The organism is Streptomyces sp. NPDC048297, from assembly GCF_043201585.1.
Lineage (GTDB): Bacteria > Actinomycetota > Actinomycetes > Streptomycetales > Streptomycetaceae > Streptomyces.
Window position 1 is genome coordinate 127,858 of the sequence record NZ_JBICZA010000004.1, and the last position, 22,919, is coordinate 150,776.

The window sequence follows — 22,919 nt, forward strand, 5'->3', positions numbered from 1 at the left end:
CTCACTTCCCCCAGGCAGGTTTCACGTCGACCGGCTCGGCGGCCGCCACGTTCGCCGGGTAGACCGGTGTCAGGCGGTGCTTCTGCCACTGGACGAGGGTGTAGTGCCCCTTCGGTTCGCCGTTGGCGTCCCAGGACAGATCGCCGACCGGTGTCTTCCACGTGCCCTTGTGCAGCGCGGAGATGAGGGTCTCGTTGTCGAGCTTCCCGGTCTTCTTCGCGACCTCTTCGAACAGCGCGCCGACCGAGTACGCCTCGGCGCTGGTGGTGTCGATGTCCGTCTCCTTGCCGCCGTACTTGGCGAGGTAGGCCTTGACGAACTCGGGAGCGCCTGCCTGCTTGGATCCGGCGTACCAGTCGCCGGTGGTGAAGATGCCCTCGGTGTTGTCGGCGCCGACCTTGTCGGGGAACTCCACGGGGTTGTTGGCGCCGTTGGAGACGAACATCCAGCGGGGGTTGAAGCCCAGCTGGATCATCGCCTTGACCTGGGCGTAGGCGTCCTCGGACTGGGTTCCGGCGACGAGCAGGTCGGGCTCGGCCTCCGCCACCTTGCTGATCACCGGGGTCAGGTCCGTCAGGTTGTCGGGGTAGGTCTGGGCGTACACGGTCTTGACGCCGGCCGCCTCCAGGCGCTTGCGCACGTTGTCGGCGAGGGGCGCGGCGAACGGGTCGTCGAGTGAGGCGTACGCGGCGGTCTTCGGGCGTTTCGCGGCCGGCAGCGAGAGCACGTGGTCGACGAAGATGTCGCCCTGCTTGACGATGGCGGCGGGCTGGACGAAGAACAGGTTGTCCAGGTGCTGGGCGAACACCTTCGGGCCGCCGCCGGCCGGTTCGAGGAAGGCGTAGCCGTAGCGCTTGGCCACCTGGGAGGCCGGGATGGTCAGCAGGCTGGAGTACGGGCCGACGACCAGGTCGACCTTGTCCTTGGTGATGAGGTTGGTGTAGTTCGTCGTGACCTGATTCGGGTTGGACGTGTCGTCGACGATCTTCACGGAGACCTTGCGCCCGAGGATGCCGCCCCGGGCGTTGACGTCGGCCGCCCACAGGTCGTAACCGCGCTTGGCGGCCTTGCCCGGATCGGCGAAGTCCCCTGTCAGGGAGAGCGAGACGCCGATGGTCAGCGTGTCCTTGCCGGGGCCGTCGCCCGCCGACCGGGTGGGTCCCCCGGTCGCGGGTCCGCAGGCGGCCAGCGCCGCCGCGGTCGTGACCGCCAGGGCCGCACGGACCCCATGGCGGTGCCACCGGTGTCTGCCGACCATCAATGGCAATCGATTGTCTTGCATGGCGAGCCGTCCCTACACTCGAAAAGAGGGGATTTCATGGCCGTTCAGGGCGATGCAGCGGTGCGCGGCAGGGGTTTGCGTTGGTTGCGTCACACCGCTGCGCAATCGGTTGCCGTGAAATTAGGCGCGCCGCCAGGGGGTGTCAAGACATCCGGCACGCCTCGATGCAATCCATTGCCATCGCGTCGTTCCGCGGCATACGGTGGGGCGCGTGACGAGGTTGAGTGACGTGGCACGAGCGGCCGGCGTCCATCCCGGCACGGCGTCGAGAGCGCTGAATCCCGACACCCGCCACCGGGTGTCGGCGGAGACGGCCAAGCGGGTCCTCGCCGTGGCCGAAAGCCTGGGCTACCAGCCGAACTCGGTCGCGCGTGCCCTGCGCACCCGGCGCTCGCGGATGGTCGCGATCCTCATCCCCGACCTGACCAACCCCCTCTTCCCGCCCATCGTCACAGGGGTGGAGGAGGCGCTCGCCGTCGAGGGGTACTCGGCGCTGCTGGTCAGCACGGACAACGACGAGGAGAAGGAGGCCCGGCTCTTCGCCGAGCTGCGCGGGCGCCAGTGCGACGGCTTCGTCGTGGCGACCGCGCGCCGCACACACCCCCTGCTCGAACACGCGGCGGCACAGGGCGTACCCATGGTGCTCGTCAACCGGGTCCTGGACGACCGGAGGGTCCCGTCGGTCACGGCGGACGAGACGGCCGGCGTCGACGCGGTCGTCCGGCACCTCACCGGGCTCGGTCACCGCCGCATCGCGCATCTCGCGGGCCCGCAGGACCTGTCGACCGGACTCGTCCGGCGCCGCGCCTTCCTCGACTCGTGCGCTCACGCCGGACTGGACCCCCGGCACACCCCCGTCGTCGACGCCACGTCCTTCAGCGAGGCGGCGGGTACGGCGGCGATGGACGACGTACTGGCCACGTACCGGGGCGCCGACCGCCCGACCGCCGTGTTCGCCGCGAACGACCTTCTGGCCCTCGGGGCGCTCGACGCGCTGGCGGCGTCGGGGCTGCGCTGCCCCGAGGACATGTCCGTGACCGGGTTCAACGACATGCCGTTCCTGACCCGGATGACCCCGCCGCTGACGACCGTGCACGTGCCTCAGCAGCAGATCGGCGCCGAGGCGGCACGCATGCTGCTGCAGTGCATCGAGCGGCCGGGACCGCCCCGGTCACTGCTGCTGGGCTGCGACCTGGTCGTACGTGCCTCCACGGGCCCCGCGCGGCAGAGCTGACCGCACGCCCGCGCCCCGCCCGCATCCGGCCCCTCCCCCGAGTGCGTCTCCTCCCGACGAGAGATCCACAGGGCGCCTTCGGGGCCCGGAACGCGTGAGCCCGCGCACAGGACGCACGTCACGTCCTACCTCGCATCGTAGAACCAGACCGCCCCGAACAGCATAGAAACACCCCAGAACGGCAGATAACGGGCATTGCTCCGTAGTCGGGTAGTACGTCACATCATTGCGCCGCGCCCCGTCGGCTGCTCAACATGGCTGACGTCGCTGGGAGCCACCGACGCAACCGGGCCGAACCACATGGGCCCACCGCACCGGACTCCAGCGCGGGCCCCGCCCACACGCCACCGCACCGCGGCCGGCGCCGAAGACGACGACCCACACTGGAGTACACCCATGACCCGCACCCGCTTCTCCCGCCTGCGCACCCTCGCCCTCACCGGCATCGCCACCACCGGCGCCGCCACCGCCGCCCTCACCCTGATGCCCACCGCCGCGCAGGCCGCCGAGCCCGTGCACACCAAGTCCACCGCCGTCACCAGCGACAGCCGCACCACCCCCAAGGCCCACGGCTACGCGAACAACCTCGACGGCTGGATCAAGCAGTCCCTGGACATCATGAAGTCCAAGGGCATCCCGGGCAGCTACGACGGCCTCAAGCGCAACATCATGCGCGAGTCCAGCGGCAACCCCAACGCCCAGAACAACTGGGACGTCAACGCGAAGAACGGCATCCCCTCCAAGGGCCTGCTCCAGGTGATCGACCCCACCTTCAACGCCTACCACGTCTCCGGCACCGCCCACAGCGTCACCGACCCCGTCGCCAACATCACCGCGGCGGCCAACTACGCCGCCCACCGCTACGGTTCCATCGACAACGTCAACTCCGCCTACTGATCGGGCGTACTGACAGTTGTCTTCGACCGGGCGGGCCGGCCTGAACCGCCGGCGCCGACCGAGCGGGTGCCGACCCGCCGGCCTCAGCCGTACCGGTCGAAGAGCTCCTGGAGATAGTCCTCCAGACGACGGGCGAGAACGGACGACGTCAGATCGTCCCTCCCCAGTTCCCGCCACGGCCCGGCGACCTTCTCCGCGTCCGGCGCGAAGGCGAGCGCGTCCAGGAGACGCCAGTACAGGTGGTCGGACGGGTCCTACATCGAGGCGGCGCATCTCGGACGTCCAGCCGCCTCGCAGCCTGACCACCCCATGGACCCGGTGCCCGGGACGGAGGTTCTGTCGCACCCACCGGCGGGTGCCGGACCAGCCCTCGTCGTCCATGTCGGCCTCGGCAACCGCCGTACTCCCGCCTTTGGTCACGGCGGCAGCCTAGTGAACGCCGGGGGCCGACTCCGGTGAACGTTCGCTTTCGTACCGGTCCGCGTGGCAGGTGGCTGGAGACAAGGCGTCGCTCTACCGCAGCCTCAAGCTCGCGTCCACCGAGATGATCTGGATGGCGTAACGGGGGAACGATTCGCCGGGTGAGATCACGAGCCGGTCAGCGGATCGGGGCTCAGCGATCGGTGATCATGAGTGCGCTCCCGGCCGAGGACCCCGCGTCCCGTCCCGGCAGCGCCTCCCTTCACCTCTCTCCTCACAAGGAGCTCGTCGTGCGTGTCCGTCGTCTGCTGACCAGCACCCTCGGTTCCGTCGCCCTCGCGCTCACCTTCTGCGGCGCCGCCGCCGCGGCCCCGGCCGCCGCCGAACCGTGCGGCTTCTACAAGACCGGCTCGGACGCGTTCTACAACCACTGCACCTCGGACGGCTCGAACGTGGTCATCAAGGTCGAGGTGGCCTCGGGGCCCGACTACGAGGCGTGCGTGAACCCGGGCAGGCACTGGCTCGGTTCCGCCTCCAAGATCCAGGGTGCCTACTACACGGGCCGCACCTGCTGAAACCGGGGACGAGCCTGATCACCCTGGAGGGGGAGCGCGGGGTGTCCATCAGGCGCGGTGGCGGGAGTTGAGGCGGGCGGCCTCGCGTGTGAGGTGGTCGCGTTCGGCGAGGTTGGGTGCCTTGCGGGCCGCCTCGGCGTACAAGCGGGCCGCCGTCGTCAGGTCCCCGTCGCGCTCATGGAGGTACGCCGCCACCGCGGTGTGGCGGGGCAGTGAGTCGTCCAGCGCCGCGAGCGCCGCCAGCCCGGCGCGCGGTCCGTCGGCCTCCGCGACGGCGACAGCGCGGTTGAGGCGGACGACCGGGCTGTCGGTCAGGCGCGCGAGTTCGTCGTACCACTCGACGATCTGCACCCAGTCGGTCTCCTCGGCAGTGGGCGCGTCGGCGTGGAGTGCCGCCACCGCGGCCTGGGCCTGGAACTCGCCCAGGCGGTCGCGGGCGAGGGCCGCCTGAAGGATCGTGACGCCCTCGGCGATCAGCCCGGTGTCCCATCGGCCCCGGTCCTGCCGGGCGAGGGGCACCAGGCTGCCGTCGGGTGCGGTCCGGGCGGCACGCCGGGCGTGATGGAGCAGCATGAGGGCGAGCAGCCCGGCCACTTCGGGGTGGTCGATCGCGGCCGCGAGCCGGCGGGTGAGCCGGATGGCCTCGGCGACGAGGTCGACGTCGCCGGAGTAGCCCTCGTTGAAGACGAGGTACAGGACGCGCAGAACGGTGGCGACGTCGCCGGGTTGGTCGAACCGTATACCGGAGACGGTGCGCTTGGCCCGGCTGATCCGCTGCGCCATGGTCGCCTCGGGAACCAGGTAGGCCTGGGCGATCTGGCGGGTGGTCAGCCCGCCCACGGCGCGCAGCGTGAGCGCGACCGCGGACGCCGGGGTCAGCGACGGGTGGGCGCACAGGAAGTAGAGCTGGAGCGTGTCGTCCGTCGCGGACGCGGGGCCGGGCGCCGGTTCCTCGTCGACGAGGTCCTCGCGCCGGCGGCGGGCGGCGTCCGCCCGTGCCGCGTCGAGGAACTTGCGCCAGGCCGCGGTGACCAGCCAGCCCTTCGGGTCCCGTGGGGGGTCGGTGGGCCAGACGCGGACCGCTTCGACCAGCGCGTCCTGTACGGCGTCCTCGGCCGCGGCGAAGTCGGCTCCGCGGCGGACGAGGACGCCGAGCACACTCGGCGTGAGGCTCCGGAGGAGGGCCTCATCCATGGAAGGCGCACTCCGAGATGGTGGGCGGCGCGCCCAGGAACGGGCGCACCTCCAGCCACTCGTGGATCGGCCTGCCGCCCGCCCCGGGGGCGGCCGACAGTTCCCCGGCCAGTTCGACGGCGCGCTCGTAGCTGTCGACGTCGATCACCATCCAGCCGGCGATGAGGTCCTTGGTCTCGGCGAACGGCCCGTCGGTGACCGGCGGGCGCCCCTCACCGTCGTACCGGACCCACGCTCCCTCGGGGGCGAGCGCCTGGCCGTCGACGAACTCGCCGGTCTTCTCGAGCCGGGCCGCGAAGTCGTTCATGTACTGCACGTGGGCCGAGATCTCCTCGGGCGTCCACTGGTCCATGGGCACGTCGTTGACCGCGGCCGGGGCGCCTCGGTAGTGCTTGAGAAGCAGGTACTTGGCCATCGTGTCTCTCCTTGGTGCTGTACGACCCATTCTGGTCGCGTTCACACCGGGGACGGAGCAGGTCACGGGTTCTCGACATCGCCGCCGGAACTTTTTTGGCCCGTGTGGACGCCGAGTCCGGGTCGCGCCGCGCACCGAGGTCCGAATCACCCCGCTCACCGAGTCCGGGTCACCCCGCTCACCAGGGACTCTTCTCGCCCCACACCCACGGGTGATGGCGCGTGCGTCCGAGAACGTCGCCGCTGTGCAGCGCCGCCACGACACCGGCCACGGGGGTGGTCAGGAAGGTGAACAGCACCGGGCCGTAGCCCACGTCGGTCGCGACCGCCACGACGAGGGCCTCCCCCAGGAACACGGTGCTCGCCACGGCTCCCGCGAGCAGTCCGCGCAGCGGGGCCCGGGACGCGAGCCACTCGGGGGACAGCGCGAGAACGACGCCCGTGGCGGCACCGAGCAGAACACCGACGCCCAGGCTTCCGGCCACCCCGACGAAGCCGTCGCGCACGAAGGCCGCCGGATCGCCGGTGTTCCTGTCGAAGATCAGCCACATCGCGCCGCCGGTGAGCCACAGCGTTCCGAAGAGGAGCGCCGGTACCGATCCGATGCGGACTCCGAGCCGAATCCCTCGGCGCACCACCTGCCCGACCGCCACCCCGCCCCTCGGCTCCGTCGTCACGAGCCCCGCCGCTCGCCTCGGACACACAAGGTACGTCACACACAGCGCGAGAGGTCCCGTCCTCGAAAATACCCCCGGGGGTAATCGTGCTACGGTCTATATACCCCGGGGGGTAATCGACACTGGAAGGGAGTACCTCGTGTTCTTCGTCGACACGATCGAGGTGCCAGGGCTCGGCAACCGCAGCTACCTGGCGGGCGGCGAGCGGACGGCCGTGGCGGTGGACCCGCCGCGCGACATCGACCGGGTGATCACGGCAGCGGCACGGCGCGGGGTGCGCATCTCCCACGTCGTCGAGACGCACCTCCACAACGACTACGTCACCGGAGGCCTGGAACTGGCCCGGGTCACGGGCGCCGCCTACCTGGTGCCGGCCGGGGCCGGGGTGTCGTACGAGCGCACGCCCGTGCACGACGGCGACAGCGCGGAGATCGACGCCCGTGCCTCCCTGACGCTGCGGGCGCTCGCGACCCCCGGTCACACGGCGCACCACACGTCGTACGTGCTGGAGGCGGACGGGACGGCGGTCGCGGTGTTCACCGGCGGCTCGCTGCTCGTCGGTACGGTCGGGCGTCCCGACCTGGTCGAGCCGCGTCTGACGGAACGGCTCGCCCGCGCCCAGCACGCCTCGGCGCACCGGCTGGCCGCCGAGCTGCCGGACGACGCGGCGGTCCTGCCCACGCACGGCTTCGGCAGCTTCTGCTCCTCCGGGCAGGCGGACGGCGCGTCCACCACCATCGGCAAGGAGAAGGCGTCCAACGAGGCGCTGACCCGGGACGTCGACACCTTCGTCGCCGGCCTGCTGGCCGCTCTGAGTGACGTTCCCGCCTACTACACGCACATGGGTCCGGCCAACGCCGCGGGCCCCGCGCCCGTCGATCTGACGCCGCCGGCCGTCGCGGACGCCGAGGAGATCGCCGCCCGGCTGGCCGCGGGCGAGTGGGTCGTCGACCTGCGCAACCGGGTGGCCTTCGCCGAGGGGCATGTCGCGGGTTCGTTCAACTTCGAGGGCGAGGGGCAGCTCGCCACCTATCTGGCCTGGCTGATCCCGTGGGGGAAGCCGGTGACCCTGCTCGCCGAGTCCGCGGAGCAGCTCGCCGCCGCACAGCGTGAGCTGGTCCGGGTGGGCATCGACCGCCCGGCCGCCGCGGCCACGGGAGCACCGGAGCGGTGGGTGCGGGACGGCGACGATCTCGCCTCCTTCCCGCGCGCCACCTTCGCCGGCCTCGCGGAGAACTTCGAGGACGGCGGCTCCGTGCGGGACGGGGTCGTCGTGCTGGACGTCCGCCGGGCCGCCGAGCGGTCCGCCGGTTTCATCGGGGGTTCGGTGCACATCCCCCTCCACGCTCTGCACGGGCGCCTCAAGGAGGTCCCCGCGGGGCAGGTGTGGGTGCACTGCGCCGGCGGCATGCGCGCGGCCATCGCCGCCTCGCTGCTGGACGCGGCGGGCCGCGACGTCGTCGCCGTCGACGACTCCTTCGCCGCCGCCGAACAGGCCGGACTCACCGTCCGCGCGTCCTGACCGACCGCGGCGGAAGCCCGGAGGTTCGGGCGGACGAGAAGTACGAGCAGACACACCAGGAGCCAGAACGACGATGAGTCACTTTCGACGCGACGAAGGACCGGGGCGGGTGACCGTCCAGGAGGCCGCTGCCGTCACCGGCCGCATCCAGGCCGACGCGGGCAGCAGGGACGGGGGCGGCGGAGGCCGGGACAGCGGAGGCGGGGGCAGCGCAGGCGGGATACTGCTCGGCGTCCGTGAAGCCCATGGGTGGGAGGCGGGGCACGCCTCCGGCCGCGGCGGCAACGGGATCGTCGCGTGAGCGCTGTGGTCCTCGCGCTGGCCGCCGGTGCCGTGATCGGCCTGGCTCTCGGCGCGCTCGGGGGCGGTGGCAGTGTCCTGGCCGTCCCCGCGCTGATCTACCTGCTCGGTTTCGCCCCGGTCGCGGCCACCACGGCCAGTCTGGTCATCGTCGCCGTCACCTCGGCCACCGCGCTGTCCGCCCATGCGCGTGACGGGCATGTCCGCTGGCGTACGGGGCTGCTGTTCGCGGCGGCGGGGATCGGTCCGGCGATGCTGGGCGGCGCGCTCGCCGGGCGCCTGCCGGCGGCTGCCCTGACCTCGGCCTTCGCCCTGGTCGCGGTGGCGGCCTCGCTCCGTATGCTGCGGCCTCGTCCGTCGTCGCAAGCGCCGGTGGCGGTGCGGCCGGGCCGGGCGGCGCTCGCGGGTGCCGGGCTGGGCGCGGTCACCGGTGTCCTCGGCGTCGGTGGGGGCTTCCTCGCGGTCCCCGCGCTGGTCGGCGTCCTCGGTATGCGGATGCGCCAAGCGGTGGGCACGAGCCTGCTCGTGATCACCGTCAACTCGCTGGCGGCACTGGCCCTGCGCGCCGGTACGGCGGAGGGACTCGACTGGGCCGTCATCGGCCCGTTCGCCGGAGCCGCGATCCTGGGCGCCTGGGACGGCAGGCGCCTGTCCTCGAAGCTGTCCGGGCACACACTCCAGCGGGTCTTCGCACTCGTCCTGCTGGCGGTGGCCGGGTTCATGCTGGTGGACGCGGTGGCGTGATGCGCGAAGAGTCGCCCTGCGCGCGGGCAGCCGTCACACGAGCGGACCCGGGCGCCGGCACGCCGCCACACAGGCGAACCCGGGCACCGACGCCCCGCCACACCAGGCGGACCCGGGCCTCGGCAGGCCGTCACGCGAGCGAGAGGAAGAGCTTCTCCAGCCGGGCGCGCATCGCCTCCGTGTCGTCGCCGTTCTTGCGGCCGGACTCGATGTCGGCGACGCACTGCTGCAGTCCGGTGGCGATGATCGCGAAGCCGGCACGGTCCAACGCCCGTGAGGCTGCGGCCAGTTGCGTGACGACGTCCTCGCAGTCCCGCCCCTCCTCGATCATCCGGATCACACCGGAGATCTGGCCCTGCGCGCGCCGCAGCCGGTTCAGGACGGCCTTCAGGGCCGCACCCTCAAGCTCCAGTTCCACGATCACTCCTCAAAAAATACCCCTAGGGGTACTCTACGTCCTGGTTCGGGACGGCGACGACCCATGGCGACGACCAATAAGGATCACCTCTGTCATGACCAGCCCCCTCACTCCCCTCTCCCCCGTTGTCCTCGACACCGCGCAGGCCCACGCGCGCCTGCACGAGTTCACGGTGATCGACGTACGCACGCCCGGCGAGCACGCCTCCGGCCATCTGCCGCAAGCCCTCAACATCCCGCTGGACCAGATCCGCCGGGCCCTGCCGGAGATCCGCGACGCGGCCGACCGCGGCAGCGTCCTCCTGGTGTGCGCGTCCGGCGCACGTTCGGAAAGCGCCTGCGCGCTCCTGGCCGAGGAGGGCGTCCAGGCCGCCACCCTCGCCGGTGGCACGAACGCGTGGGCGGCCGACGGCCACGAGCTGCGGCGGCCGGCCGCCCGCGACACGCGCACCGTCTGGAGCATGGAACGGCAGGTCCGCTTCACCGCGGGCACCGTGGTGCTGCTGGGGCTGCTGCTCGGGCTGCTCGTGCACCCGGCCTTCCAGCTGCTGTCCGCCGGCATAGCGGGCGGCCTTGTGTTCTCCGCCCTCACCAACACCTGCGGCATGGCCGTCGCCCTCGGGAAGCTGCCGCACAACCGTCCCCGCGCGGCCGACCTGGACGCCACGCTCGCCGCCTTGCGCGCCCGCTGAACGGACTCCGGAGCACCGGTCAGAGCAGGCGCAACTCGCCGTCCCCGCAGGCATACAGGGGCGCGGCGTCGCGCTCGCCCGGACCGGCCTGCTCGAGAAGCAGGTGGGCGAGGCGGCGCGCCTCCTCGGCGGTGAGCGCCGCCCAGGTTCCCGGCTCGCCGCCCCGGTCCTCCCCGACGTCCAGGGCGATCCGGCCGACAGGCCGTTCGGGAGAGCCGAGCCGCAGGCCCCGCACCTCGATCCTGCGTCCGCAGGTGGTCACGAAATGATCCTCTTCGGTCGACCGAAGCCCGTCGTTTCCTGCCATCGCCATGGGTTCACGCTCCTCCGCCCGTCGGTTCCGCCCGCGGGGGTCACCACCCGGCCCGATGAAGCGGACGCTGTATCAGGTGGAGCACGCCGAGGGCGGTGTTTGTTCCCGCTCATGGAGTGACGGCCCGAGGACCCGGGCCCGCGAGGATCCGGGCCCATGACGTCGTCGGGGCCCGCGCCTTCACTGACGTGCGTCGGTGTAGCCGCGGGCCCGGACGACGTCGTGGGCCAGACGGGTGAACGCACGGGCGGCGGCGCTCTGGTAGCTGCTCTCGCGCCGCAGCAGGGTGACGGTGCGTGCGGGAAGGGGGGGTTCGAGCGGGACGGGGTGCAGGTGGGGGTGGTCGTGGGTGACGGCGTCGGCAAGCACGGTGGAGACCGGGGTGCGCCGCACGATCTCGACGAGGGCCTGGACGGAGTCGGCCTCCACGGCGATCGAGGGCCGCACGCGATGGGCGGCGAAGTGGGCGTCGACGTGGCTCCGGGTGGCGAAGTCGCCGTTGAGCAGGGCGAGTCGATGATTCACCAGGTCGTGGACCGGTAGGGGCCGGGCCGGGCCGTCCCGGCGGTCGGGGGTGCCGGTGACCAGGCTCAGGGTCTCGGTGAACAGGGTCGTCGCAACGATGCCGGGCAGGTGCGAACCGGCGAAGGCGATGCCGACGTCGAGGTCGTCGGCGAGCAGGGCCGACTCGATGTCGTCCTGGGTCATCTCCTTCAGGTCCAGGGTGACGCGCCGCACACGCTGTTCATCGGCTGCTCCGACGCCCGCGTGGTGCCGGAGCTGATCACGGCCAGTGAGCCGGGCGAGCTGTTCGTCATCCGCACCGCGGGGAACATCGTCCCGGCCTACGCTCCGGGCTCCGACGGCGTGGCGGCGAGCATCGAGTACGCCGTCGCCGTGCTGGGGGTGTCCGACATCGTGCTGTGCGGTCACTCCGGGTGCGGCGCCATGACGGCGCTGGCCGAGTCCCACGATCTGAGCGGTGCGCCCGCGGTCGCCCAGTGGCTGCAGCACGCGGACGCCGCCCGCGCCCGTACCGCCGCCCGCGGAGACGTCAGGGCCCTGGTGCGCCAGAACGTCCTGGCCCAGCTGGCGAACCTGGCCACCCACCCCTCGGTCGCCGGCGCCCTCGCCGAAGGCACCCTCACCCTGCACGGGTGGGTCTACGACATCGCCTCCGGCGGAGTCGAGGCCCTCGGCGGCCACGCGAAGGTGACCGTGCCCGCGGCCTGACCGCCGGTCCCGCCCCTCGTCCCGGCACCCCCGTTTCTTGCCCCTCTGTGAACTCTCGACGTTCGCACCCCTGAAAGGAAATCCCCATGCCGCACGCCCAGTTCGACCCCACCGCCCGTGAGGCCCTCGCCATCGCCGCGGTCGAGGCCAAGACCCGCAAGGACCTCACCTGGCAGCAGATCGCCGACGCCTCGGGCCTGTCGGTGGCCTTCACCACCGCCGCCGTGCTCGGTCAGCACGCCCTGCCCGAGGCTTCCGCGCAGGCCGTCGGCGAGCTGCTCGGCCTGGACGCCGACGCGGTGACGCTGCTCCAGACGATCCCGACCCGCGGTTCGATCCCCGGTGGCATCCCGACCGACCCGACCATCTACCGCTTCTACGAGATGCTCCAGGTCTACGGCACCACGCTCAAGGCCCTGGTGCACGAGGAGTTCGGCGACGGCATCATCTCCGCGATCAACTTCAAGCTGGACGTGAAGAAGGTCGCCGACCCCGAGGGCGGCGAGCGCGCGGTGATCACCCTGGACGGCAAGTACCTGCCCACCAAGCCCTTCTGATGCCCCTCTTCGACCCCCGCTCCGGGGCGGTCCGGTCCGCCCGGCCGCCCCGGGCCTCTTCCTCCCCCACTCCCACCGAACGCCCCCACCGCACGCCCCCACCGAAAGACCCGCCTGATGGACTTCGCACAGCGCACCGTCGACCTCGCCCGCCGCAACGTCGCCGAGGGCGGCCGTCCCTTCGCGACCGTCATCGTCAAGGACGGCGAGATCCTGGCCGAGAGCCCCAACCTGGTCGCCCAGACCAGCGACCCCACCGCGCACGCCGAGATCCTCGCCATCCGCGAGGCGTGCACCAAGCTGGGCACCGAGCACCTCGTCGGCGCCACGATCTACGTACTCGCCCACCCCTGCCCGATGTGCCTGGGCTCGCTGTACTACTGCTCGCCGGACGAGGTCGTCTTTCTCACCACCCGGGACGCGTACGAGCCGCACTACGTGGACGACCGCAAGTACTTCGAACTGGACACCTTCTACGGCGAGTTCGCCACGAACTGGGACGAGCGCCGGCTGCCGATGCGCCACGAGCCGAGTGATGCCGCGGTCGAGGTCTACCGGCTCTGGCAGGAACGCAACGGCGGCCGGCGCCGTGTCGCCGACGCCCCCACCGCCGCCTGAGGAAGCAGCCATGACCCCCTTCGAACCGACCCCTGCCGAGCTGCGGCACCTGGAGCGCGCCGTGGAGCTGGCGGCCGAGGCGCTTCGGGCCGGGGACGAGCCGTTCGGCTCGGTCCTCGCCGGCGCCGACGGCCGGATCCTTACGGAGGACCGCAACCGGGTCCGCACGCTCGACGACAACACCCGCCACCCCGGGTTCGAGCTGGTCCGCTGGGCCACCGCCCACCTCACCCCGCGGCAGCGGGCGCAGACCACCGTCTACACCTCCGGTGAGCACTGCCCCATGTGCGCGGCCGCCCACGGCTGGGCCGGCCTCGGCCGCATCGTCTACGTGCACTCGGCCACCCAGTTGTCGCAGTGGCTGACCGCGCTGGGCGTGCCGCCGTCCCCGGTGCGCTGCGTGCCGGTCCAGGACGTGGTGCCCGGCCTCGACGTGCGGGGCCCCGTCCCGGGCCTCACCTCCCGCATGCACGACATGCACGTCGCCTTCCACAGCGGCAGGCCCGACAGCACCGCTCCCTGACGCAGGGCTCGACGGCGCAGGACTCCACGGCGTGCGGTTCGGCGGCGTGCGGTACGGCACTCACCCGTACAGACCGGCCGGGGCGCTCCTCACCCCCGCAGTGCGCAGGCTGGTACAACGCACACGGTGCGGGTACGAGTCCGGCGTGGGGAGGACGACATCGGCAAGACGCGAACGGCACGCTCCCGCGGGGACTCGATCGCTCGGCTGCTCGCACGCTGCGCCGTGCTGGCGGCGGTAGGCGCCGTGCTCGTCCTGCTGCTCGCTCTGGGTGGAGGCGGACTGCTGATCATCGGGGCCGGGCTCCTCGGGGTGGTCGTGTGCGCCGTCGGCGTCTGGTGGTTCCTGGCGCACCGCGGGGCGGTACGGCTGCTGGGGGCGCTCGTCGTGGTCGCGGTGCCCATCGGCATCGTGATCCTGTTCGTGCACCGGTGGCTGTGGCTGACGGCACTGGTCTCCAGCCTGTGCTGGGGCGTCGCGCTCGCCTGCGCACGGACCGCGCTGCGCAGATCGCGTCCACAGCGGCCCGTACGGGCGACCGCCGCACCCCGCCCCGACCGGCCGGTCCTCATCATGAACCCGAGGTCCGGAGGCGGGAAGGTCGGCCGCTTCGGGCTCGTCGAGCGGGCGGAGGAACTCGGCGCGCGGGTCATCCTGCTCGACCCCTCCGTCCAGAGCGACGTCACCGAGCTGGCCCGGCAGGCCGTGGCCCAGGGCGCGGACCTGCTCGGCGTGGCGGGCGGCGACGGCACTCAGGCGCTCGTCGCGGCGGTCGCCGCCGAGCACGACCTGCCTTTCCTCGTGGTCTGCGCCGGCACCCGCAACCACTTCGCCATGGACCTCGGCCTCGACCGGTCCGACCCCGCACGCTGTCTCCACGCCCTGACCGAAGGCGAGGAGCTCCGGGTCGACCTCGGCGACGTGGCCGGCCGTGCCTTCGTCAACACCGTGTCGTTCGGGGTGTACGCGGACGTCGTACAGCACCCCGACTACCGCGACGACAAGGCGGGCACGGCGCTGAACCTCATGCCGGACCTGCTGGTCGGCGAGGGGGTGCGCCGGCTCGACGCGCGGGTCGACGGCACCGTGCTCACGTCCCAGCAGGCGCTGCTGGTCAGCAACAACGCCTACGTCTCCCCCGACGAGCTGGGTGGCACCGGCCGCCGGCCCCGGCTGGACGACGGCGAGCTGGGCGTGCTCGGGATCCGGGTGGAGGGCGCGGCCCAGGCCGCCGAACTGGCCGTACTGGGCTCGCAGTCCACCGGACTGACCGTCATGACCGCGCACCGGGTCGAGGTTGCCTGCGACGCGGACGAGATCCCCGTGGCGGTGGACGGCGAGGCACTGCGCATGGCCACGCCGGTCGTGTGCTCGCTGCGTCCGGGCGCGCTGCGGGTCCTGGTGCCGCGCGACCGTCCGGGCGTCGTGGCTCCCGCGCCGCCCGTGAACTGGCGGCAGCTCGTCGCCCTCGCGTTCGGCCGCCCCGAGCGGACGCCCGAAGGAGTCTCCCGTGCCTGACCGGAACACCACCCCGCCCACCCCGCCCCCCGCGTCCGTCCGCCGGACGGTGGCCAGGGCCCGGTACACCGCGACCGCCGTACTCGGCGACCTCCGCGCGATCGACGGGGCACTGTACGCGGCCGTGGCCTCCACCCCCACGCCCACGCTGGACCGCGCCCTGCGTCGGCTGTCCCACGCGGCCGACCACTCGAAGATCTCGCTGACCGTCGCGGCGGGCCTCGCCCTTCGGCCCGGCCGCCCCCGGCGCGCCGCGGTGGCCGGAGCCGGCGCGGTCGCGCTGGCCTCGGCGGCGGCGAACCTGCTCGGCAAGCGGATGGTCCGCCGCGCGCGTCCCGACCGGGAGAAGGCCCGGGTGGTCGTGGCCCGGCACGTGCCGATGCCGAGGTCGGCGTCCTTCCCCTCCGGTCACACGGCATCGGCCACGGCGTTCGCCACCGCCGTCGGTGTCGTACTGCCCGCGGCGGCGGCACCTCTCGCCGCACTGGCCGTCGCCGTCGGCTACTCCCGCGTCCACACGGGCGTGCACTACCCCGGTGACGTCGCGGCCGGAGCGGTCCTCGGTTTCGCCGCGGCGGCGGTGTCCCTGGCGGCCGTGCACATCCCGCCCAGCCCCGCCTTCGACGTTCTGATCGCCGGGCGGCGGGCGCCGGGCGGAAAAACGCGTTGGCCGGCGGCTGTCGTGCTGCGATGATGCGCCTGCTTGTCAACACGGAGGATATTTGTTCGTTTTCGTGTGCGCGGGGTGCGGCGCAGAGGTGACCGCCGCGCTGTCCCACGTCGCCTTTCCCGCCCACGGTCGTCAGAAGTACGGGAACGGGATCCAGCTGCCGGTCCTCATGGAGCCGGGAACCTTCGCCGTGGACCCGGACCCCTGGGGCCCGCCGTGGCGCCGGTGGGACGAGATCGGTCCGGACGAAGCAGCTGCCCGCGGCGTCTACGCACCGGTGTACGCCCTGTCCGACGCGGAGCCCGGAACGACCGTGATCGCCCCCGGAGACACCCGTGGCACCGTGCTGATCCAGGATGACTGCGGCGGCTACTGCTGCGGCCTTGACGGGGGCGACGGCCCCAACATGGCCTGCGAACAGTGCGGGTTGGGGGTGGCGACCCGGGTGGACGACTGCTCGCTCTGGCAGGCGGTGTGGCTCGCCCCCGACGCGGTGCGCCGCGTCCCGGTCGACGGCACCGGCGAGGCCGCTCCGGTCTCCTGGACGGCCCTGGCGGCGGAGGGGCAGGGCACACCCGCGTTCGCGCCGATCACCTCGTGGGGGTCACGGCCGCACTGGAACCGATGGTGGTCCTGGAACCCGCAGTGGGAGGCCGCGGCCTCGCAGGCCCTGGCGCACCTGCTGGCAGCCTCGCGGGGACGGCCGGTGACCGTCCCGGACGGGATGACCGCGCGGGTGTTCCGTCGGGCCCTCGACACGCTGTTGCCCCCGGGCCCACCGGCGCGCCGAGCCGTCCTGGCAGGACCGGGACTGCCGGCCCCTGACACGCACGCCGACTCGGACTCCGATAGCGACGCCGACGCCGACTCCGACTGCGAATCCGGTGCGGGTGCCGGTGCGAGTGCCGGTGCGGGTGCGGGTGCGGGTGCCGACATTCTCCTCGTGCCCAGTCATCCGCGGACGGGAGAGATCTGGGCGCCGTCCGGTCCGGCAGCCACCCCGGCGGCCCTGGTGCCGTTGCCCGCCGGGGTGTGGCTCGGTCTGGTCTTCCCCGAGCGGCGCCTGCCGGTGCCCGCCTCGGGCGGCATGCCCGACGGCGTGCTCCGCGACAACCCGGACGCGCCGCTTTCCCCGTACCCGTTCCGGATGGACTTCCAGGTGTTCCTGTACACGCTGTCCAGGCTGCCGGCCGTCCGCAGTCCATGGCTGCGCCGGATCCACCAGGAGGTGTCGCAGCACCGGCACACCGGCCTGTTCTGAACCGGACGGGAAGACGGACGGAAAGACGGACGGGACTTCGAGCGCGATGCCGGACGTTGCGAAGTCCTCGCTGCCGTTGAGCGGTTGAGCGGTTGCGCGGTTGCGCGGTTGAGTCAGCGTGCGGAGGCCTCCGGCGCCGGGCCGAGGACGCGGTCGAGATACGGGTTGGCGAACACCCCGGTCGGGTCGTGGGCGTCGCGCAGGGCCACGAAGTCGTCGAAGCGGTCGTAGCGGGGGCGGAGTCGGCCGGCGTCGAGGTCGTGCATCTTGCCCCAGTGCGGACGGCCTCCGTAGCCGCCGAGGATGTCCTGGCAGGCGCGGAAGTACCGCTGGTAGGGCATGCGGTGGTACTGGTGGAAGGCGATGTAGCAGGTGGCGCGGCCCTGCGCGGTGGAGAGCCAGATGTCGTCCGCGGCGGCGAAACGGACCTCCAGCGGGAACGACACCCGCTCGTCGTGGTCGTCGATCCAGCGCTTGAGTTCGCGCAGCGCGTCGGCCGCGTGCTCGCGCGGGATCGCGAACTCGCCCTCGTGGAAGCGGACATCGCGCACCGAGGCGAACACCTTGTAGGAGTGGTCGGTCCATTCGCGGGAGGACATGGCCCGCGCCGCGAACCGTGCGATCGGCGGCACCAACCCGGGGAATCGGGTGCCGATCCGGTTGAGTCCCTCGAAGCCGAGGCCGCTGACGGTCTCGTCGAGGCGGCGGGCGAACGCGCCGATCGGCCTCAGCGGCGCGTCGCCGGGCAGCCGGGTGAAGCGCCGGGTGAGGGTGGTGGTGCTGTGCGGGAACCAGAAGAACTCGAAGTGGTCGTCGGTGTCGGCGAACTCCTGTGCCCGCTCCAGCGTTTCGGCGACGGGCATGGCGGTGTCACGGGCGTGCAGGGCGAACAGCGGAACGCACTGCAGCGTCACCCGGGTGATGACACCGAGGGCGCCGAGGCCGACCCGGGCCGCCGCGAACAGCTCCGGCCGCTCGATGGGTGAACAGGTGGCGACCGAACCGTCGGCGAGAACCAGCTCCAGGGCACGGACCTGGGTCGCGATGCCGCCGAACCGGGCACCGGAGCCGTGCGTGCCGGTCGAGATGGCACCGGAGACGGTCTGCCGGTCGATGTCGCCCATGTTCTCCAGGGCCAGGCCCCGCGCGGCGAGCAGCGGGTTGAGCTTCCACAGTTCCATGCCCGCCCCGACCGTCACCAGACCCGTGTCCGCGTCGATGGAGGACACCCCGTCCAGACGGTCGAGGCGCAGCTGGACGTCGGGGGCGACGGCGGCGCCGCTGAAGGAGTGCCCCGAGCCCACGGGCTTGACCCGCAGCCCGTCCCGTACGGCGTCCTTCACCGCGGCGGCCACCTCGTCGGGGCTCCCGGGGCGGACCACGCGACGGGGTCGCGCTTCCTCGTTGCCCGCCCAGTTGCGCCATACGCTGCTCATGCCTGGAGTCCTCTCGACCGGATCGGCGGGCCGCGCCCGACCCGGCGACGGCTTGCCGGAAGCCTGAACTTGGTCAACCGTCCAAGTCAAGCGTCCGGAAGCCTTGACTTGGACAGGTGACCAAGAGACGGTGGCCGCTCCTCACCGGTCCACGGAAAGGCCGCACCCCATGCCGAGCGCCGCACCGGACGACAGCACCCGCACCGACACCCGCGCTGCCACCCACCGCTCCGCGCGACCGGCGTCACCCGCCGGCTTCGCCGAGCTGGAGAAGGCGACGGCCGATCTCCAGCCGCCGTTCGCCGTGGTCGACCTGGGCGCCCTGCGGGCCAACGCCGCGCAGATGGTCCGGCGCTCGGGCGGCAAGCCGATCCGCCTCGCCAGCAAGTCGCTGCGCTGCCGCGCCCTGATCGGCGACGTCCTGCGGCTGCCGGGCTTCTCGGGCGTTCTCGCGTTCACCCTGCCGGAGGCGCTGTGGCTGGCGCAGGACGGGGCGCTGGACGGAGAAGGGCGACTCGGAGGGGACACCGAAGGCGCGGCCGGCGCGGACGGGCGACCCGACGGCGGCGCAACCGGCCCGGCGGGCAGGAACGCGCCGGCCAGCGGACGCACGGCCGGCCCGGCACGCGAAGACGAAGCACGCGAAGGTGCAGGGGGCGAAGACGAAGGACGCGCAGGGCGAGCCGAACGTGCGGCCGTCGGCGCTGCGGACAGGGCCGGCCCAAGCATCCTGGTCGGCTACCCGACGGCCGACGTCCCGGCCCTCCGTCGCCTCGCCTCCGACGAGCGTGCCGCCTCGCGGATCACGCTGATGGTGGACTCCGTCGAACAGCTCGCCCTCATCACCGAGGCCATCGGCCCCTCCGGTCCGCCCGTCCGGATCTGCCTCGATCTCGACGCGTCGCTGCGTCTGCTGGGCGGCCGCCTTCACCTCGGCATGCGGCGCTCGCCGCTCCACGCGCCCGAGCAGGCCGCCGAGTTGGCCCGCGCCGTCGAGGCCCGGCCGCGCCTCCGCCTGGTCGGCGTCATGTCGTACGAGGGACAGATCGCCGGCGTCGGGGACAACCGGCCCGGTCCGGGCCTGACGCGGGCGGCGGTACGGCTCTTCCAGCAGTTCTCGGCCCGTGAGCTGCGCGCCCGCCGAGCCGCCGCGATCCGCGCGGTGCGCGCCGTGGCGCCGCTGGAGTTCGTCAACGGGGGCGGCACCGGCAGCCTGGAGCAGACCTCGGCCGAGCACGCCGTCACCGAACTCGGGGCCGGATCCGGCATCTACGCGCCGGTCCTGTTCGACCACTACCGCGGATTCCGCCCGCTGCCCGCCGCGTACTTCGCCCTCAGCGTGGTCCGCCGCCCCGCGCCCCGCCACATCACCGTCCTGGGCGGCGGCTGGATCGCCTCCGGCGCCCCGGGCACGGACCGGCTGCCGCTCCCCGTCTCACCCGCCGGCCTGCGTCTGCTGTCCGCCGAGGGCGCCGGCGAGGTCCAGACCCCGCTGACCGGCGTGGCAGCGGACGGCCTGCGGCTGGGCGACCGGGTGTGGTTCCGGCACGCCAAGGCGGGCGAGCTGTGCGAGCGGGTCGACCAGCTTCATCTGGTCGAGGGAGACCGGATCGTGGACGTCGTGCCCACGTACCGGGGCGAGCAGCACGCCTTCCTGTGACACCCCGGCGGGGTGCGAACCACGCTGGGGTACGTTGACCCGAGCCGGGCATGCCCGAACCTGTCCACCCCACTCCCCGAGGGAGCGCGCCATGCCCCGCCTGTCAGCCGACGAGCGCCGTGAGCAGCTGGTCGAGGCGGCCATCCGGGTCATGATCCGCGACGGTGTGGCCAGGACGACGACCCGCGCCGTCGTCACGGAGGCGGCCGTCCCGCTGGGGGCCTTCCACTACTGCTTCCGCTCGAAGGAGGAGCTGCTGCAGAGCGTGATCGAACGGATCATGGAACGCGCCCTCACCCCGGTCGTCGCCCAGCCGGAGGACGCGAGCGCGTACGACGTCATCCACGCCACCCTGCACGCCTACTGGGACCGGGTGCGCGAACGCCCCGCCGAGCATCTGGTCACGTACGAACTCACGCAGTACGCCCTCCGTCAGCCGGGCCTCGCCGACCTGGCCCGCAAGCAGTACCGCCACTATCTGGCGATCAACAGCGCCTACCTGGAGTCCCTCGCCCGCACCCTCGACATCCACTGGACCGTGGACCTCCCCGTCCTCGCCCGCCACGGCCTGAGCGTCCTGGACGGCCTCACCCTCAACTGGCTCGTCGACCGCGAGGACGCCGAAGCGACCGCGGCCCTGGACGAGTTCGCCCGCTACCTCACCTCACTGGCCCGCCCGAACCCCTGAGGGCACTCGTGGCGCGGGATCCCGGCAACGCACCTTCCCAGTAACGCCGTACGCACGCCCCTACGCACGCCGTACACATGCCCAAGCGTGCGGACTTCAGCCTTCGTCCAGGACCGGCTCGCCGAGCGCCCCGGCCCCCGTGCAACACGGGCACAACTCGCCGGAGTCCGGCCGGCAGTGCGAAGAGCCGAGGGCCGTACGGTCCAGCGGCTCAGGTGGCCACCTGATGCTGTGCCGGGCTGAGGTAGTGGACGGTGGTCCGCTCCGCGTGCGGGAAGAGCAGGCCCTGCAGTTCGTCCGCCGCGACCTTGAGGAGGTCGCCGTCCCGGTCGGCCCGGAGGGTTTCGAGGAGGAAGGCGACGTGCGTGGAGTCCTCGGTGACGCGGGTGCGGTGCGCGTCGCGGTGGTTCCAGTGGCGGGTCAGGACGCCGGCGGTGTCGGCGTAGACGATCTCGCCGGACCTGGGATGTTCGACGGTGCCGGGCTCGCCGAGCGGGGTGAAGGACTCGGTGCCGTCCGCGTGACGGATCGCGACGTCGCCGCTGACGTGGTCGAGGTCGAAGGCTCCGGCGGGCAGACCGTGTCGTACGGAGACGGTGTTGTAGGAGTCGACCGCGGGGTTGATGCGCGGCAGCGTCCCCTTCTTCAGGAAGCGGCGGCCCAGCGCGTCGACGCTGGGGCGGATGCGACGCGGGTTGGTGCCGAACGAGCGGTAGGCGGTGTGCCATGCCTCGATACGGGGGTCGGTCTCGTCGGCGGGCTGCCAGGTGCCGTCGGCGAGTTGGCGTTCCAGTTCCTCCAGGCCGGTGGCGGTGTGGGGCCAGGGTTCGCGCCCGCGCAGGCCGGTGGCGGTGACCATGGCGATGAGGGTGCCGGGGAAGGCGTCGGCGACGCGGGCGAAGTGCGTGGGGACGACGGCGGGCGGGTGACCGGGCAGTCCGTTGACGCTCAACTGGCCGAAGTCGTGGCCTTCGGCGATCCAGGACTGCCATTCGGCCTCGTCCAGGCCGGCGTCCCAGGGATGAACCAGCATGCCGTCCTCCTTGGTTCGGTGATGAGTTGAGATGAGTTGATGATGCGGGCCGATGCTATGGGCCGATGCCATGGGCCGCTGGCTCGGTCAGGACCGGCCAGGTCCGGTCAGGCAAGGTCAGGGCAGGGCGAGGAGGCTGACGGCGACGGCGGCGGTGCCCAGGCCGACGAGTTGGCCGCGGGCGATGCGCTCGGAGAGAACGCCTCGGGCGAGCAGCACGGTGCCGGCCGAGTACAGGGCGGTGAGTACGGCGACGACGGCGAGGTCACCACTGCGGGCCGCGAGCAGGAACAGCAGGTTCGCGATCGAGTCGAGCACGCCCGCGCCGGCCAACAGGGCGTAGGCGGGCTTCTCGGGTCCCAGCCTGCGGCGCAGCAGTCCCGCCGCGACCAGGGTGACGGCCGAGGAGACCGCCCGGCCCATGATCAGCGGGGCCACTCCGCTGTCGGACGGCGCCTGGTGCAGGAAGACCAGCTGAAGGGCGATGGCGGCACCCGCGCCGAAGGCCAGCAGGAGCGCCGTACGCGAGGAGCGTGCCGAGCCTGCGCCATGTCCGGCGCTGACCAGGACCACCGCCATCAGCGCCAGGGGCAGCCCCACCAGCCCGGCGGCGGTGAGGTGCTCGCCCTGCATGAGGCCCACACCGACGGGCAGTGCGGCGGACACCAGCGCGGTCACCGGCGACAGCACGTTCATCGGGCCGATCGCGAGTGTGCGGTAGAGCAGGGCGAACGCGGCGGCCGAGGCGACCCCGGACAGGGCACCCCAGCCGAGAGCCCCGCGGCTGAACGAGGCGCCGAGCACCGGCCACAACATCAGTTCGACCGCGAGACTGGCCGGGGCCGCGACCATCACGGTGCGCAGCACATGCGCCTTGCGGGCGCCGAGGCCGCCGAGGAAGTCGGCGCATCCATAGGTGAGTGAGCTGCCCAGGGCCAGCAGCAGAGCGATCACGATACTTCCCTTACCATTCAGTGGAGCGACCACACGGTACAACAGAACGACCGAGACGTGCCAGCCAAACGACCGTGCGGTGCATTC

General features: G+C 72.4%; 26 protein-coding genes and 1 pseudogene. 16 read left to right on the forward strand and 11 right to left on the reverse strand.

Annotated features, from left to right (window positions below):
* Position 1: 1 nt before the first annotated feature.
* A complete protein-coding gene (locus tag ACGFYV_RS05780; protein ID WP_393877098.1) occupies positions 2-1,258 on the reverse strand; it encodes an amino acid ABC transporter substrate-binding protein in 1,257 nt (418 codons plus the stop codon).
* Positions 1,259-1,493: 235 nt separating this feature from the next.
* Here ACGFYV_RS05780 and ACGFYV_RS05785 point away from each other — a divergent pair, with 235 nt between their 5' ends.
* Positions 1,494-2,516, forward strand: coding sequence for a LacI family DNA-binding transcriptional regulator (locus ACGFYV_RS05785; RefSeq protein WP_393877099.1), 1,023 nt, complete (start codon positions 1,494-1,496; stop codon positions 2,514-2,516).
* Positions 2,517-2,912: 396 nt separating this feature from the next.
* A complete protein-coding gene (locus ACGFYV_RS05790; protein ID WP_393877100.1) occupies positions 2,913-3,413 on the forward strand; it encodes a transglycosylase SLT domain-containing protein in 501 nt (166 codons plus the stop codon).
* Between the two features lie 83 nt (positions 3,414-3,496).
* On the opposite strand, the pseudogene ACGFYV_RS05795 reads toward ACGFYV_RS05790, so the two are convergent.
* Positions 3,497-3,667, reverse strand: a pseudogene (locus ACGFYV_RS05795) (aminoglycoside phosphotransferase family protein); the annotation flags it as partial.
* A 456-nt stretch (positions 3,668-4,123) separates the two neighbouring features.
* On the opposite strand from ACGFYV_RS05795, the gene ACGFYV_RS05800 reads away from it, so the two are divergent.
* Positions 4,124-4,408, forward strand: a complete 285-nt coding sequence (locus ACGFYV_RS05800) for a DUF6355 family natural product biosynthesis protein (protein WP_393877101.1) — start codon at positions 4,124-4,126, stop codon at positions 4,406-4,408.
* A 48-nt stretch (positions 4,409-4,456) separates the two neighbouring features.
* Here the strand turns inward: ACGFYV_RS05800 and ACGFYV_RS05805 are convergent, their stop codons facing one another.
* From ACGFYV_RS05805 to ACGFYV_RS05815, 3 genes are all read right to left on the reverse strand, one after another.
* The gene (locus ACGFYV_RS05805) at positions 4,457-5,602 is read right to left on the reverse strand and encodes an RNA polymerase sigma factor (protein WP_393877102.1); all 1,146 of its coding nucleotides are present in this window, start codon (positions 5,600-5,602) and stop codon (positions 4,457-4,459) included.
* A complete protein-coding gene (locus tag ACGFYV_RS05810; RefSeq protein WP_393877103.1) occupies positions 5,595-6,017 on the reverse strand; it encodes a YciI family protein in 423 nt (140 codons plus the stop codon). Before ACGFYV_RS05810 ends, ACGFYV_RS05805 begins: the two co-directional genes overlap by 8 nt.
* Positions 6,018-6,195: 178 nt before the next feature.
* On the reverse strand, positions 6,196-6,693 hold the full coding sequence (locus ACGFYV_RS05815) for a hypothetical protein (protein WP_393877104.1): 498 nt from the start codon (positions 6,691-6,693) through the stop codon (positions 6,196-6,198).
* Positions 6,694-6,832: 139 nt separating this feature from the next.
* Between ACGFYV_RS05815 and ACGFYV_RS05820 the strand changes: the two genes are divergently transcribed.
* The 3 genes from ACGFYV_RS05820 to ACGFYV_RS05830 all read left to right on the forward strand — a co-directional run bounded on the left by ACGFYV_RS05820 (position 6,833) and on the right by ACGFYV_RS05830 (position 9,259).
* Positions 6,833-8,215 carry a rhodanese-like domain-containing protein gene (locus ACGFYV_RS05820; RefSeq protein WP_393877105.1) on the forward strand — a complete coding sequence of 461 codons (1,383 nt, stop codon included), beginning with the start codon at positions 6,833-6,835 and terminating at the stop codon, positions 8,213-8,215.
* Positions 8,216-8,288: 73 nt separating this feature from the next.
* Positions 8,289-8,516 (forward strand): hypothetical protein, encoded by a 228-nt coding sequence (locus ACGFYV_RS05825; protein WP_393877106.1) that lies wholly within the window; start codon positions 8,289-8,291, stop codon positions 8,514-8,516.
* Complete coding sequence (locus ACGFYV_RS05830) at positions 8,513-9,259, forward strand: sulfite exporter TauE/SafE family protein (RefSeq protein WP_393877107.1); 747 nt, start codon at positions 8,513-8,515, stop codon at positions 9,257-9,259. Before ACGFYV_RS05825 ends, ACGFYV_RS05830 begins: the two co-directional genes overlap by 4 nt.
* Positions 9,260-9,389: 130 nt before the next feature.
* Here ACGFYV_RS05830 and ACGFYV_RS05835 read toward each other — a convergent pair whose 3' ends face one another.
* Positions 9,390-9,677 (reverse strand): metal-sensitive transcriptional regulator, encoded by a 288-nt coding sequence (locus tag ACGFYV_RS05835; RefSeq protein ID WP_393877108.1) that lies wholly within the window; start codon positions 9,675-9,677, stop codon positions 9,390-9,392.
* A gap of 94 nt (positions 9,678-9,771) precedes the next feature.
* Between ACGFYV_RS05835 and ACGFYV_RS05840 the strand changes: the two genes are divergently transcribed.
* Positions 9,772-10,368, forward strand: coding sequence for a rhodanese-like domain-containing protein (locus ACGFYV_RS05840; protein ID WP_393877109.1), 597 nt, complete (start codon positions 9,772-9,774; stop codon positions 10,366-10,368).
* A gap of 19 nt (positions 10,369-10,387) precedes the next feature.
* On the opposite strand, the gene ACGFYV_RS05845 is transcribed toward ACGFYV_RS05840, so the two are convergent.
* Together ACGFYV_RS05845 and ACGFYV_RS05850 are read right to left on the reverse strand one after the other, a co-directional pair.
* Positions 10,388-10,630 (reverse strand): hypothetical protein, encoded by a 243-nt coding sequence (locus ACGFYV_RS05845; RefSeq protein ID WP_393877110.1) that lies wholly within the window; start codon positions 10,628-10,630, stop codon positions 10,388-10,390.
* A gap of 231 nt (positions 10,631-10,861) precedes the next feature.
* A complete protein-coding gene (locus tag ACGFYV_RS05850) occupies positions 10,862-11,419 on the reverse strand; it encodes a LysR substrate-binding domain-containing protein (RefSeq protein WP_393877111.1) in 558 nt (185 codons plus the stop codon).
* Between ACGFYV_RS05850 and ACGFYV_RS05855 the strand changes: the two genes are divergently transcribed.
* The 7 genes from ACGFYV_RS05855 to ACGFYV_RS05885 all read left to right on the forward strand — a co-directional run bounded on the left by ACGFYV_RS05855 (position 11,381) and on the right by ACGFYV_RS05885 (position 17,061).
* Positions 11,381-11,914 (forward strand): carbonic anhydrase, encoded by a 534-nt coding sequence (locus tag ACGFYV_RS05855; protein WP_393877274.1) that lies wholly within the window; start codon positions 11,381-11,383, stop codon positions 11,912-11,914. The two genes, ACGFYV_RS05850 and ACGFYV_RS05855, sit on opposite strands and share 39 nt — an antisense overlap.
* An 86-nt stretch (positions 11,915-12,000) precedes the next feature.
* Positions 12,001-12,471, forward strand: coding sequence for a cyanase (gene cynS / locus ACGFYV_RS05860; protein ID WP_393877112.1), 471 nt, complete (start codon positions 12,001-12,003; stop codon positions 12,469-12,471).
* Between the two features lie 117 nt (positions 12,472-12,588).
* Entirely contained in the window at positions 12,589-13,089 is a 501-nt protein-coding gene (locus ACGFYV_RS05865; RefSeq protein ID WP_393877113.1) for a nucleoside deaminase, read from the forward strand.
* Positions 13,090-13,099: 10 nt separating this feature from the next.
* A complete protein-coding gene (locus ACGFYV_RS05870) occupies positions 13,100-13,612 on the forward strand; it encodes a nucleoside deaminase (protein WP_393877114.1) in 513 nt (170 codons plus the stop codon).
* Between the two features lie 198 nt (positions 13,613-13,810).
* Positions 13,811-15,130, forward strand: a complete 1,320-nt coding sequence (locus ACGFYV_RS05875; protein WP_393877275.1) for a diacylglycerol/lipid kinase family protein — start codon at positions 13,811-13,813, stop codon at positions 15,128-15,130.
* A gap of 49 nt (positions 15,131-15,179) precedes the next feature.
* Entirely contained in the window at positions 15,180-15,824 is a 645-nt protein-coding gene (locus ACGFYV_RS05880; RefSeq protein WP_393877276.1) for a phosphatase PAP2 family protein, read from the forward strand.
* Between the two features lie 28 nt (positions 15,825-15,852).
* On the forward strand, positions 15,853-17,061 hold the full coding sequence (locus ACGFYV_RS05885) for a hypothetical protein (protein WP_393877115.1): 1,209 nt from the start codon (positions 15,853-15,855) through the stop codon (positions 17,059-17,061).
* A gap of 113 nt (positions 17,062-17,174) precedes the next feature.
* Here the strand turns inward: ACGFYV_RS05885 and ACGFYV_RS05890 are convergent, their stop codons facing one another.
* The gene (locus ACGFYV_RS05890; RefSeq protein WP_393877116.1) at positions 17,175-18,497 is read right to left on the reverse strand and encodes a D-arabinono-1,4-lactone oxidase; all 1,323 of its coding nucleotides are present in this window, start codon (positions 18,495-18,497) and stop codon (positions 17,175-17,177) included.
* A 169-nt stretch (positions 18,498-18,666) separates the two neighbouring features.
* On the opposite strand from ACGFYV_RS05890, the gene ACGFYV_RS05895 reads away from it, so the two are divergent.
* Both ACGFYV_RS05895 and ACGFYV_RS05900 read left to right on the forward strand, forming a co-directional pair.
* Positions 18,667-20,157 carry an alanine racemase gene (locus ACGFYV_RS05895; protein WP_393877117.1) on the forward strand — a complete coding sequence of 497 codons (1,491 nt, stop codon included), beginning with the start codon at positions 18,667-18,669 and terminating at the stop codon, positions 20,155-20,157.
* A gap of 91 nt (positions 20,158-20,248) precedes the next feature.
* Positions 20,249-20,845 (forward strand): TetR/AcrR family transcriptional regulator, encoded by a 597-nt coding sequence (locus ACGFYV_RS05900; RefSeq protein ID WP_393877118.1) that lies wholly within the window; start codon positions 20,249-20,251, stop codon positions 20,843-20,845.
* Positions 20,846-21,056: 211 nt separating this feature from the next.
* Here ACGFYV_RS05900 and ACGFYV_RS05905 read toward each other — a convergent pair whose 3' ends face one another.
* Both ACGFYV_RS05905 and ACGFYV_RS05910 read right to left on the reverse strand, forming a co-directional pair.
* Positions 21,057-21,704, reverse strand: a complete 648-nt coding sequence (locus ACGFYV_RS05905; RefSeq protein ID WP_393877277.1) for a B3/4 domain-containing protein — start codon at positions 21,702-21,704, stop codon at positions 21,057-21,059.
* A 291-nt stretch (positions 21,705-21,995) separates the two neighbouring features.
* Positions 21,996-22,832: an EamA family transporter gene (locus ACGFYV_RS05910; RefSeq protein ID WP_393877119.1), complete on the reverse strand. Its 837-nt coding sequence runs from the start codon at positions 22,830-22,832 to the stop codon at positions 21,996-21,998.
* Positions 22,833-22,919: the final 87 nt, after the last annotated feature.